At 67.7% G+C, this 11,764-nt stretch carries 12 protein-coding genes and 3 pseudogenes; 7 read left to right on the top strand and 8 right to left on the bottom strand.

Annotated features, from left to right (window positions below):
* Positions 1–314: 314 nt before the first annotated feature.
* The 3 genes and pseudogenes from GT030_RS29950 to GT030_RS29960 form a co-directional block, all read right to left on the bottom strand.
* Positions 315–860, bottom strand: a complete 546-nt coding sequence (locus tag GT030_RS29950) for a hypothetical protein (RefSeq protein WP_161203774.1) — start codon at positions 858–860, stop codon at positions 315–317.
* 141 nt (positions 861–1,001) lie between these two features.
* A complete protein-coding gene (locus GT030_RS29955) occupies positions 1,002–1,532 on the bottom strand; it encodes a transposase (protein WP_237522919.1) in 531 nt (176 codons plus the stop codon).
* Positions 1,529–2,067, bottom strand: a pseudogene (locus GT030_RS29960) (winged helix-turn-helix domain-containing protein). The gene GT030_RS29955 and the pseudogene GT030_RS29960 overlap by 4 nt, the downstream one beginning before the upstream one ends.
* A gap of 157 nt (positions 2,068–2,224) precedes the next feature.
* Here GT030_RS29960 and GT030_RS29965 point away from each other — a divergent pair.
* Complete coding sequence (locus GT030_RS29965; RefSeq protein ID WP_346009770.1) at positions 2,225–2,578, top strand: hypothetical protein; 354 nt, start codon at positions 2,225–2,227, stop codon at positions 2,576–2,578.
* 44 nt (positions 2,579–2,622) lie between these two features.
* Here the strand turns inward: GT030_RS29965 and GT030_RS29970 are convergent, their stop codons facing one another.
* Entirely contained in the window at positions 2,623–3,066 is a 444-nt protein-coding gene (locus GT030_RS29970) for a hypothetical protein (protein ID WP_161203776.1), read from the bottom strand.
* 242 nt (positions 3,067–3,308) lie between these two features.
* On the opposite strand from GT030_RS29970, the gene GT030_RS29975 reads away from it, so the two are divergent.
* From GT030_RS29975 to GT030_RS29985, 3 genes and pseudogenes are all read left to right on the top strand, one after another.
* Positions 3,309–3,701, top strand: a complete 393-nt coding sequence (locus GT030_RS29975; RefSeq protein WP_161203777.1) for a hypothetical protein — start codon at positions 3,309–3,311, stop codon at positions 3,699–3,701.
* Positions 3,702–3,706: 5 nt separating this feature from the next.
* Positions 3,707–4,375: a nucleotidyl transferase AbiEii/AbiGii toxin family protein gene (locus GT030_RS29980; RefSeq protein ID WP_202460734.1), complete on the top strand. Its 669-nt coding sequence runs from the start codon at positions 3,707–3,709 to the stop codon at positions 4,373–4,375.
* Positions 4,376–4,982: 607 nt separating this feature from the next.
* Positions 4,983–5,257 (top strand): annotated as a pseudogene (locus GT030_RS29985) (ATP-binding protein); the annotation flags it as partial.
* Positions 5,258–5,290: 33 nt separating this feature from the next.
* Here the strand turns inward: GT030_RS29985 and GT030_RS29990 are convergent.
* The 3 genes from GT030_RS29990 to GT030_RS30000 form a co-directional block, all read right to left on the bottom strand.
* The gene (locus GT030_RS29990; RefSeq protein WP_161203779.1) at positions 5,291–5,665 is read right to left on the bottom strand and encodes a hypothetical protein; all 375 of its coding nucleotides are present in this window, start codon (positions 5,663–5,665) and stop codon (positions 5,291–5,293) included.
* A 471-nt stretch (positions 5,666–6,136) separates the two neighbouring features.
* Positions 6,137–6,733 (bottom strand): NAD(P)-binding domain-containing protein, encoded by a 597-nt coding sequence (locus GT030_RS29995; RefSeq protein ID WP_161203780.1) that lies wholly within the window; start codon positions 6,731–6,733, stop codon positions 6,137–6,139.
* A gap of 41 nt (positions 6,734–6,774) precedes the next feature.
* A complete protein-coding gene (locus GT030_RS30000; protein WP_161203781.1) occupies positions 6,775–7,593 on the bottom strand; it encodes a 3'(2'),5'-bisphosphate nucleotidase CysQ in 819 nt (272 codons plus the stop codon).
* A 137-nt stretch (positions 7,594–7,730) separates the two neighbouring features.
* Here GT030_RS30000 and GT030_RS30005 point away from each other — a divergent pair, with 137 nt between their 5' ends.
* Positions 7,731–8,636 (top strand): LysR family transcriptional regulator, encoded by a 906-nt coding sequence (locus tag GT030_RS30005; protein ID WP_161203783.1) that lies wholly within the window; start codon positions 7,731–7,733, stop codon positions 8,634–8,636.
* A gap of 372 nt (positions 8,637–9,008) precedes the next feature.
* Here the strand turns inward: GT030_RS30005 and GT030_RS30010 are convergent, their stop codons facing one another.
* Positions 9,009–9,935 (bottom strand): hypothetical protein, encoded by a 927-nt coding sequence (locus GT030_RS30010; RefSeq protein ID WP_161203782.1) that lies wholly within the window; start codon positions 9,933–9,935, stop codon positions 9,009–9,011.
* 903 nt (positions 9,936–10,838) lie between these two features.
* On the opposite strand from GT030_RS30010, the gene GT030_RS30015 reads away from it, so the two are divergent.
* Together GT030_RS30015 and GT030_RS30020 are read left to right on the top strand one after the other, a co-directional pair.
* Positions 10,839–11,330 (top strand): GNAT family N-acetyltransferase, encoded by a 492-nt coding sequence (locus GT030_RS30015; RefSeq protein ID WP_346009771.1) that lies wholly within the window; start codon positions 10,839–10,841, stop codon positions 11,328–11,330.
* A gap of 226 nt (positions 11,331–11,556) precedes the next feature.
* Positions 11,557–11,764, top strand: a pseudogene (locus GT030_RS30020) (peptidase inhibitor family I36 protein); the annotation flags it as partial.

The raw sequence follows: 11,764 nt of genomic DNA on the forward strand, positions 1-11,764 counted from the left end.
GTCGAACGAAGCTTCATCTCACGATCTCCTGTCACACAGAGAGACGCCGACCCGTCGGGCCGACTCATGAATGAACCTACCTACAGCCGACATGACCGGCATATCGTAAGATCGGGCTTCAGCTCCGAACAGAGCATTCTTGAATCTTCTCCACTAACTGATGGAACATCACATACCGATCCAGAAAGGTCGATTGACATACCATTAGGCTTTTCAGGTGACATGCTGACGTGTCCTCACTCGCGTGATTAGGGCGCGTCGCTGCGGACCTGAAGAACTGAGTCGTGTTACTGAGGTTGAACTCGTGATGTCGTCTACCAGCGGTGCCAGATCGCCGCGGGAGCGGCGTCGCGCGGGAGGGAAGGGTCCCCTTCGGCAATGAAGAAGAGGGCCCAGGACACAACGTGGTCGCTGGCACGCTGTGCGCCGATTTCGAGCTGGAAGCCGTCGCAGAAGCAGTCGCCGCCGTAACTGAACCGGATGCCGGTGTCGTGCTCGATTGCGTAGTCCTCCATCTCCTGCGCGAGTTGCGACGGCACACGTCCGATGAGCCGAATCCCTTCACAGGCCACCTGTGGGCCAAACCGGCCGTCGACGAGGACGTAGGCCAGTTCCCCGTCCTCGTGGAAGTAGCACTCCACCGCCGCCTTGATTACCGGGCTGCCCTCCTTGGCGAAATGTATAAAATCCCATCCCCCGATGCGCCCGTCGGACTGCGTAGCAAACCCATGCGCGGCCAGAGTCGCGACGACCTCCTTGCGATGCATATCCATGCGTAGCGGCCCCAGGGTCTGCCCGGGGAGGTAAACCCACTGATCCCGTTCCGCGTCCGGCAACGTCGGCCACATACCTGTATCCATCACACGATGATCGCCTACCTGGTTCTCGTCCCATGTGTCCAGGGGCGGCAGACGAGTCGCCGGGAGGGTGGCAGTGGGTCATCACCAACCATGACCGTTCACAGGGCGACTGGGGTTGAACTCGTGGTGTTGCTGGGTTGTTCAGGTGGGTCTGATGGTCAGGCCGGTCTCGGCGAGACAGCCGTCTATGAGGTCGCTGCGGTACTGGATGTGCCGCAGGCCGCGTCGGATGCGCCGGACGAGGTGTTCGGGGGTGCTGAAGGCGACATTGGAGAGCCAGCCGCGCCGCAGCAGCGACCAGATCCCTTCGACGGGGTTGAGGTCGGGCGCGTAGGGCGGCAAATAGTAGATCGTCAGCCAGTCCCGCGCTTCGGCGAACTCCCGCAGGCCGGCGGCCCTGTGCACGTTCAAGTTGTCCCAGACGAGCACGATCGGGCCGCCGAGCTGCTGGTGGGCGTTGATCAGCAGGTCCCGGTAGTCGCGCCAGGAGAAGCTCTTACGTCCGTCGCGTTGGCCGTCGTCCCGGCGCGGCCGGTAGATCAGTCGAGACCGGTGGCCGGGTTTGTAGCAGGTCAGCGCGGCGATCGATATCCGTCTGCGGGACCGGCCACGGACCCTCACCACCGGAGTCCGCCCGCGCTGCGACCAGGTCTTCGCCTGCGGCGGCGTCATGGAGAAACCGGCCTCGTCCTCGAAGACCAGCCAGGCTCCACTCGCCGCCGCGAGCCTTCCGCGCAGGGCCACACCTCCTTGACCCACCCGGCCACCGCGGCGTCATCCCTCTCCATGGCACGTCGGGCCGGGACCTGGCAGGACCAGCCGTTACGCACCAGCAGCTTGCGCACGCCCTGGACCGTGTACGTCAGATGGAAACGCCGTCCGATCACCGCCTTCACACGGCTTAGGGTCCAGCGCTGATCCTCCCAGCCGTGCGCGGCCGGCCCCTTGGCCAGCTCCGCTTCCAGTTGGTTGAACTGCTTCTGGTCATCCTCGGCAGCGACGCAGGTCCCTGCGACCTTAGGGCCCGCGGACCGCCCTCGTCCCACATCCGCCGCCACCGCTGCACGGAGCGGACGCTGACCCGCAGGTCCTTAGCGATCACGGAGCTCGCCTCACCCTGGGCGAACCTCTGAGCCGCCTTCAGTCGTAACTCCTCGCGGAACTGCTGGCGTTCGGCGGTCAGCCCGCCCCCTTGTGGATACCGCATGTCCTGGTGATACCGCACAGACTACGAGCCGTCAGCCTCTACGACTCCACGAGTTCAACCTCAGTAGGCGGGGCCGCGCCGGAGTCCTGCCGCTGGAGGTGTTCCCTGCCATGAGTCCGCAGGACGGGGGCACCCGCGTGGCTTCGACCGCGCAGAATTGGGGGCCCACGGACGCAACCTCTTCCTCCACGTCATCGAAATGGGCTGCACCGACGTATGCGTCATCGCGGTGAGCGCCCCCCTCACCAGCCGCGTCTTCATCGGCAACAGCGATGGGTGGTGGGGCCCCAACGTCTCCTCCGCCACCGACTTCCTCAACTGGTACGAACGCTGGCTCGGCGCCGGACGCGACGACCGGGCCCTGGAACTCACCTCACCTCAACAAAGCTTCGCGGCCCCCGACCGCCATCGCATGGCTCCGAAGATCGGACTCTCCGTAACACCTCCACGAAATGTGAGCCAGAGCCGGTTCTCGGGACCAAAGCCACGGGCCGGTAGTTGGGATCTCTGACCATGGGTAGACCCCGGAGCGGAGGCCGGGTGCCAGTGCGGTGGTCAGTGCCAGGCGGTGCAGACGCGCAGTTGGCCGCCCTTGGCGTCCCCGCAGGCCCGCGCCCGGCGGCCGGGGCCGTCGTACATCGAGTGGTACTGCCCCTGCGAGACGATCGCCTCTCCTTCCGCGGTGATTCGGCCCAGCATCCGGGTGCGGCCGGCGTGCCGGCGTCCCAGCCAGACGTGGCCGCCCGTGCCGACCAGGCCCGCAGCGAATACCCAGTCGTGGCCCCGCTGGTGGTGTATGTGCAGGTCGACCGTGACCCGCCAGGAGTTGCGTTGCGTGCCGCGGGCGGCCATCAGGCACACGCGGTCGTCGGACAGCCTGTACGGCCCGCAGTCGCCCCGGTGAACGTCTGCCGCCGCGGAGGCCGGCGCCGGGCCGGGCAGCATGATGGCGGCCGCGAGCATCACCGTGGCGGTGAAAGTCCTGATCGTGGTTCCCATGCCCCGCTCAACGGCCCCGGCTCGCTCTGGCAACGGGGTCCGGGTTCACCGCGGTCTCGGTCCAACGCGCGGCGGCTGGCGGCCGGGCTGGTGGCGCATGATGTGCGCGCAACGTCTTTCACGCCGCTCGAGCGGCGCCGCACCGAGGGATTCTCCACGGACGGGCGGATCGGCCTTGGGCTGGACAGACGCGAGCTCACAGATCATGACCCTCACTACTGCCCTGCCGCCATAATGGGGGCATGTCCTTCAGCCCGCAGCAGCCCGGAACCGCGCCGAGTGACCTCTTCGGTGCGGTCGCCGAGGACCTCGCGCTGTACCGGGAGAAGTTTCGGCAGCGTCTGCCGGAGTCCCTGGACGAGTTGCGCGGCCCGATCGAGGGGGTCGTGGAGCTGCCGCTGCACGTGGCCTGGTCGGGGATGACCGTCTACGACCTGGGCAAGCCCCGTCAGCGCATGGGCCTGTACCGCACGGTCCTGCACGAGGGCCTGCGCGATGATCTCCCCCGATTCCTCAACCGGGATCTTCTTCTGCAGATGTGGCCGGTGCTGCGCCCACTCGTCGGTCGCAGCGTGGCCTCCGTGTGGGAAGAAGCCTTCCCCCAGCTCGCCGCCCGCGCCCAGGCGGCCGCGTGACACAGATGCCGGAGCTGCACACGCGGCTCCTGGCGGATGTGATCGCGCTCGGCTCGCAATATCCGCTGGTCCTCACCGGCGGCTACGCCGTGCGAGCGCACCGCCTCGTGAACCGCCCCAGTCAGGATCTCGATGTCGCCACCGAGAACCCGGCACCCATGGCCGACATCGCGGCCACGCTCCGCGCCGGCTTGGAAGCCCGGGGCTGGACGGTGCACGCGCTCGAGACGGCTCCGCTGTCCGCCCGCTTCACCGTGACCGACCCCGTCACCGAGCAGGACTGCGAAGTCGATGTCCTCAAGGAGATCTTTTCGCGGCCCGTCACCCAGAGCCCCTACGGACCTGTCCTCGCGGAGGAGGACGTAATCGGCACGAAGGTCCGTGCCCTAGCCGACCGCGGAGCGCCCCGCGACCTGATCGACGTCTACGCAGCCTCCCGCCGCTGGAGCAATGTCGAGCTCGAGGAGTTCGGCCGCCGTCACGCCCGCGGCCGCTTCGAGCGTGAGGATCTGCAGGCAAACCTCACGGGCGCCGAGTGGACCGACGACGAAGCCTTTGCCGCCTACGGGCTCGACCCTCCCACCATCACCGCACTGCGCGCCTGGGCCCTGCAGTGGGCCGACGACCTCGCGGCCCGCCTCCTCGCAGAGACCGAAATCGCAGACAGCGACTGATGAGTCTGCGCCATCCACATGTCGAAGAGGGCGCAGAAGTTCGGGGACAGACCCAGGCACGCGTGGGCTCCTCCGACCGGCGCCCGGCTCTTCTCCGTGGGCCCGATCACGAGGTTGCCGTGGAAGACGAACCGGGGCTCTAATTTTCGCACTACTCACCTGACACACAGCGCCCGTGCTGGCCCTCGATCAGGCCGCGTACCGCCTGATCGTGGGGAGTCGGACACCAGGCCCGGCAGTACGACGCCTGCGCCCGGAATCCCGCCGGGGCTGGCGCTGCGGGAGCCGCTGTGTGAGTGCGGGGGTCGTGCTCAGCGCATCGGTGTACTGGTGGGCGGTGACCGCTCGGTGCCGGATCACACCACGCCCCTGAGCAGCGGCTAGCTACGATCACTGCGTGCTCGGTGAGTTCCTTGGGTGTGATCTGAGCGCACTCAGCCCGATACGCTGGCGGGCCTACGTCAGGAGACCTCCGATTGCGCCGACGGCCCCACGGTCGGGGACACCAGAGCCGGCAAAAGAGCGCTGAGAGGCGTCGGCGTACACGTAAGCCGCCGAGGCCGCCGGACGACTGACGAACAAGCTCGGCACCTACCTGCGGCCCAGCGTTCTCGTTGTCGATGAGGTCGGCTACCAGCCCCTCGAACGAGCCGAGGCGAACCTGGTCTCCAGGTGATCTCCAAGCGTTACGAGAAGGGCTCAATCATCCTGACCTCGAACAACACCTTCAGCGAATGGGGCCAGGTCTTCGGCGACGAGGTCCTCGCCACAGCCATCCTCGACGGCCTCCTCCACCACTGCGAAGTGATCTCCATCAACGGTCCCAGCTACCGGCTCAAGAACCTCCTCAAGGCGATCGAGCGAGAGAACGACGTGGCATGAGCCCCACGTCGCTTCCGGCGGCCAGCACTTAGATCAGTCGTTGATCACTGGCTGAAAGATCTCGGAGAACTCGCCGTTCTCGATCAGTCCAGCGATCACGCCGGTCATGTTGCCGATGCCAGGATCCCTGACGATCAGGCCGTGCGAGACCCAGAAGTACCGGCCGCCGAGTGCCTCGTCGGTTCCTGCCCAGAGTTTCATCAGCCGCTCGACTTCAGCGACGGTGAACACGGTGGCGGTCCAACGAGATCCATCCTTCAGAGTCACGAAGACGTCGACGTTGCAGACCTCGTCCAGGTCCTCGCCGTCGCTGGGCAGAAACGACGCCTCGAAGCCGTCCCTACGGACCCGATACCAGGGCTCGTCCCACCCTTGCTCGATGGGTTCAGGCATTTTCTTCTGGCTCATCGCGCGAGTGTCCCTGGCCGGGGCATCGATCTCAACCGAGATCCTCTGCCGTGCTGTCGCTGTCTGCGGTCAGAGCTGGGGACGTTCATCCGCACGCAACTGGGGAGAAAGGTCCGTACGCCGACAAGAGGTGAGGGCGCACCCTTGCGGACGGACTCTGGAAGCACACCCGCCAGCGCGTTCTACGTCTTGGCCCATCCAGGCTTGCCTGCCTGCGCCCGCGTCCCACACGGAGTGCCGCCAGGTCCTCCTGGACGTGCTCGCCGACGCCGGGCCGTCGATCGTGACGGTGTGGTCGACCAATGACCTGGGCGAGACCCTGCCCTGGTACGCAGCGCTCGAAGGAACAGGGGGGATCGTGGCCAAGCCGCTGCGAGGGGCCTATAAGGGCGGCCCGGGTCTGGGCGAAGAGCAGAAACCGGTCATGCCACGCGCCGTCTCCGGCTACCTCCAGCCAGCGCAGCCCGACAGTCAGCGGGCGATTGAGACCGCGAAGGGCGTGAATCCGGCGGACCGAATGACGTGCGGGACGAACAGGATCGCGGCCTCTGTGGCGCGGGCGGTCCGGATCCCGCCGAGGTCGGTGATCCATTCCTTGTGCCAGCCGAGGTCGGTGAGCAGTTCGCGGACGGTCTGCTTGGCCTGCGGGTCCTCGCCGGAGAGGAACGCGGTCGGAGTCTGGGGGAGCGTGGCCGGCGAGGTCATCACCGGGAAGAGCATGGTGTTGAGTGTTTTGACGACGCGCGTTTCGGGGAGCGCGTCCTGGAGTTGTTCGGCGAGGCTTGAGCCGGGATAGATCAGATCGGCGGGCAGTCCGTCCGGGCCGTCGGTGGTCGCGTTGGAGACGTCGACGAGGATCTTGTGCCGGAGTTCTTCGCGCAGAGCGGCGAGCCGGTCCAGCGAACCGGCACCCGGGGTGGCGTTAACGACGATCCGGGCACTCCGGGCGGCGTCGGCGGCGACGCCCGGTGTGCGGTCCGCCACGGTGACTTCGTGTCCTGCCCGGGCGAGGGCTGCGGCCAGGTTGCCGCCGACGCGGCCGTTTCCAAGAACTGCGATCGTGGTCATGATGATGTGGTCCTTCCGTGCCTGGGGGTTGTGCTGCGTGGTCAGCGCGAGAGCGTGGATACGGCCTCGGCGTGGACGCCAGGCGCGGCAGCCAGGAAGCTCTGGCTCTGTGGGGTCCAGGGGTGGCCCTCGGCGTCGGAGATTCGGCCGCCGGCCTCGGTGACGAGCAGCGCTCCGGGAAGCAGGTCCGCGCGTGCACCGGCGAACTGCCAGAAGGCGTCGATCCGACCGGCGGCCACGTTCAGCAGGTGCAGGGTCGCGGGCACGGCGGCGCGGACGACGAGGGCGTCGAAGAGCATCGCAGTGATCGAGGAGCCGACGCGCCGCACGACCTTTTCGTCCTCGTCCGGCCGGGCCTGGCTGGTGGCCACGATGCTCAGGCCGAGGTCCGCGGTCTGTGAGACGTGCAGCGGGTGTCCGTCGAGGTGGGCGCCCGCGCCGGTGAGCGCGGTGTAGGTCTCGCCGGTCAACGGCAGGTGGACCGCAGTGAGCACCGGTTGGTTCTCACGCACGAGGGTGGCGGTTACCGCCCACTCCGGCAGGGCGTGCAGGTGGTTGACGTTGCCTTCGGCCGGATCCACGACCCACCATTCGCCGGGCGGCAGCGCCCCGCCGTCCAGCTCGTCCTCCACCCAGCCGGCGTCCGGGCGCAGGCGCGTGAGGCGGGGGCGCAGGATGTCGAGGGCCGTGTCGTCGTTGGCGGCGAGCGCGCGCATGAGCTCTTGTCGGGTCTGGTAACGGACCACCTCGCCGAAGCGGTCGCGCAGTGCCGAACCCGCCTCACGCACGGCGATCGCGGTCTGGGCGAGCAGGTCGGCGTCAGAGGCGGCGACATCGGTGGTCTGAAGCGTTTCGGACATGGTGGTATTCCCGTCTGTGGAGGGGGCTGAGGCGGATCGAGGGCCCAACTGCGCTTTGTTGCTTGCGCTTTCACCTCACGGTATGCAGCTCTACGATTAACTTCAAATGCATGTCAGACACGTCTGGGATTACTCACATGCAACTGGATTTGAACCTGCTCACCGCGCTCGACGCGCTGCTGGAGGAGGGCAGTGTGGCCGGAGCGGCGGCGCGCCTGCATGTCACCGCCCCCGCGATGAGCCGGAGTCTGGGCCGGATTCGGCGCACGACCGGGGATCAGATCCTGGTGCGCACCGGCCGCACGATGACCCCGACGCCGTATGCGATCGCCGTCCGGGAACAGGTGCATGAGCTGCTGCACCAGGTCCAGGGGGTGCTGGCACCGAGCCGTGAACTCGATCTGGCAACGATGGAGCGCACGTTCACGCTCCGCTGGCATGATTCCCTGGTCGCCTTGAGCGGCCCCGCACTGCTCGCGGCCGTGCGCGGACAGGCGCCAGGCGTGCGATTGCGCTTCGTCGCGGAATCGAGCGTCGACACCCCCGAGTTGCGGCGCGGGGAGGTCGACCTGGAGGCGAACGCCAACCACCCGGGTGCACCGGACATCCGTGCCGAGCACGTGGGCGAGACGCGCCTCGTCATCGTCGTCAGGCAGGGGCACCCCCTCACCCGCGTCAGGACCGTCACCGCAAAGCGGTACGCCGCCGCTGAGCACGTCACCGTCTCTCGACGCGGAAACCACAGCAATGCCATCGACGACGCCCTCGCGCGGCTCGGCCTCACGCGCCGCGTGGTGGCGACCGCGCCCACGGAAGCGGCCGCGCTGGAGTTCGCGCGCGGCTCCGACATCCTGATCAGCGTCCCCGAGGCCACCACGAGGTCAGCGGTCGCCGACCGCGGCCTGGTCGTGCTCCCCCTACCGCTCGAATTGCCGTCGGCGCCGATATACCTGTCGTGGCATCAGCGCTATGACACCGACCACGCCCACGCCTGGCTGCGCGGGCTGGCGCGAACCGCGCTGGCCACGTGTGGAGCCTCGTAATCGGCGCCGTCCAGCCGCTGCACCCTGGTGGGCAGAGACGCGGGCAGTTGCCGGTCCGCTTCTACAGTGGGCCGAACAGGGGACCGCCGCATGCCCGAACCGGCAAAATGAAGGCCGCTCTGGTGAAATGCGCCAGGTTGCTGACCGTGACCCCTCTCGTCCAGTCGTGTTCACCGCTGCTGGGTGTCAGCTGCGGGGTGTGAGGCAGCAACGGCGGCTTGTCGCCCTCATGCAGGCGTTGCCGTCACTCCCCCGCCCCGTGCAGGGCCCCGTTCCTCCGGTTGCAGTGCGGCGGCTGGCTCGGCTGGACGAAAGACATCACGACACCCGAGGCAGTCCCACTCGTAAGGGCCTTCGCCGACGCGACCGGCTCTATCCGTGATGGCGTTGCATGCCAGGGCGGCGTCGCCCGTTCCCGGCTTCCTGGGAGTCGTTGCAGATGTCGCGGATCGCGTCGGCCAGGTCGGGGAGGTCGGACAGATCGATGTTGCGGGGGTTGGCGGCGTAGGCGATCAGCCCCAGCAGGCGGTGCGCGGTGTCGGCCTCCTGCTGCTGGCGCTGGTCTTCGGGCGAGTGAAGGCTGTCACCGGTGTGGGGCGGTGGCTGCGTGCGGAGCCGTTCGGCTTCGGCCACGGCTTCCCGTAGGGAGCTGGGCCACACGAGGGGTGTCCTGGGTTCCTTGGCCGGGTACTTGGTGTGGTTGGTGGGGGCCCTCAGTACGCGGGCCTCGTGCGAGTTCTCCACCCGTTGTTGCAGGTCTTCGACCGATGCCAACTGGGCGGCGGCTCTGCGGATCCGCCCTGCGTTCTTCATGGCCCACTGCCGCTCGGCCAGGCGAACACGGCGGGCGCGAACGTTTTCCACCCGTTCGCTCTGAGTGGCATGCGCCCGCCCGTCCTCGGTCTGGGAGGGTTGGCCGAGTTGAAGGTGGCGTCGCTCGGCAGCCTGACGGCCGCTGAGCTCCTGCCATTCGGCGATGCGCGCCCAGGTGATCCGCCGGCTGCGGGCCAGGGAAGCGAGCCTGTGCTCGTCATGGTCCAGTTTTTCGCGGAGCATCCGGATGGCCAGCAGCGCGGCCAGGACTTCCGTGTCCGTGGCATTGAAGTCGCCGACGCCGGCGGCTTGCCGGCAGATCCGGTCGTAGGCCGGAGCGATGTCTTTCAAGGCCCCTGGGCGGTCGGGACTGTAGCGGGGGACTTTGCGAGTGTCCGGCAGATGAGCGGTCATCAAGGTCCATGCCCGTGCCCGGTTGTGTTCCCTAGCGCGCCGCACCTCCTCGGCGCCTCCTGTCGTCTTCATGACGACACCTCGCGTCGTCCTTCGGACGACATACGCTCGCCACAGGCAGGTGCGCTCGCAACCAGGTGTTCGATTCCGGCGGGCTTGCCCGCGTCGTGCTCCTCGCTCCCGGCGGCCGGCCAACTTGCCTCGGTACGGGTCGCGCCCTGGCCGAGGAGGCGGTTTCTGCGGCGCCAGCGGGCCCGCAGGGCGCCGAGCCCGAGAACGGTGAGTCCGAACATCGCCTCGGCCGCGTACTGGGCGCCGACATCATGTATGAGAGAACTGGACATCATGGGTATCGCCGCACGTCTCGCGTGCGATCGACGCCTCCTAACAACAAGGGACTGGCCAGGGGCTGCCCGTAGGACCACCGACCGGTGGGCGCGCCACGGACAGAAACGGAGCGCGAGGGGTTCATCACGATCCGTTCGACACGGAAGTCTGCCGGGCGTGCGCGGTGCGCATATGCCCACTGGGGGCTCACGCGCTAAAGCGCCACCCTCCGCCACCCCTAAACGAGGTGCATAACGCCTTATACGGGGCAATGTTCCGTCAGGGGAATGTCGTCCTTCGGCTGCAGGGGGCACACGACCGGTGAGCACGAGCCACTCGGCGGACAGGTGCATGTCGCCACGCCGTCGGTAGATGACCACCGGACGGAGCGGTCGAACAACGCCAGCTCAACACCGGCGGCCCAGCTCAGGCTCCGCTTCGTCCTGTCCGGTCGGCTGGATCATTCGCCACTGCGGGTTCACCGTCGGTGAGGTCCTCGGCCACTGATCGGTACCGTCGCCCGGTGCGCTCGGCCCGGCCCCGGTACCCGCGAGTCTTGATCGCTACGGAGCCTGCTGATTAGCTGGCCTGCATGACTGAGTTAGGACTCGTGCCTGGCCACCTGCCCCGATCAAGACCGAGAGGCTCGTGCTCCGTGAGCCCGAGGCCCGCGACCGCTCGGCGGTCATCGAGTTGTTCACCTCGCCCGAGGTGGGTACCTACATCGGCGGCCCCCGACAGCGTGACGAGTTCGAGCGTGCGGTGCCCGATACACCCAAGCGGCGCCCTGGCCTGTTCGTGGCCGGTCTCGACGGGGCGATGATCGGGATCGTCACGCTCGAACGGCGCGACCCGGAGCATCCGGTCCACGTCCGCTCCGGCGCCTCGGAGGTCGAACTCGGCTACATGTTCCTGCCGCAGGCGTGGGGACACGGGTACGCCGCGGAGGCGTGCTCGGCGGCACTCGACTGGTGCGCCGGAGCGCTGCTCGGCGAGCCGGTGGTGCTCACCACCCAGACCGCCAACGAACGCTCGATGCGCCTCGCGGCGAAGCTGGGGTTCACCGAGGTGCAACGGTATGAAGAATGGGGCGCCGAGCAGTGGTTCGGCATGTGGTCCCCGGTCACGCCGTCCGACTGAGGTTCGCGTTCGGCAGTGTCTGCACTTATCGCTCTGAAGTCGGGTGAGCGCGAGGAGACCAGTCGGGGGTTCAAAGATGGGGTGGGACCGCGCGCCGCCTGTGAGGGCGGCGGCTCAGCAGCACCTCATTCGGCGCGGCAGCGGCCAAGCCGGTGTCGTCACTCCTCTGGATGAACGTCGCGGGGCGACCGAATAGCGAACCGTTCCGCCTGGACAGACGGATGTCATGAGACTTCCGCGCCTGGGGCGCCTCCGCACTGGAGCGACCCCGCTGCTCGCTACCGTCACCACGACCGTCCTGGCCGCCTCACTGGCCGGCCTCTCCCCCGCCGACGCCGCCACCCCTGCGGGTATCCTCACCGTGGCCCGGGACCAGATCGCGTGTCCGCGCGGGTTCGTGTGCATCTACCCCGACATCAACTTCAACGGCCAGC

Source organism: Streptomyces sp. SID1328 (genome assembly GCF_009865595.1).
GTDB lineage: Bacteria > Actinomycetota > Actinomycetes > Streptomycetales > Streptomycetaceae > Streptomyces > Streptomyces griseoluteus.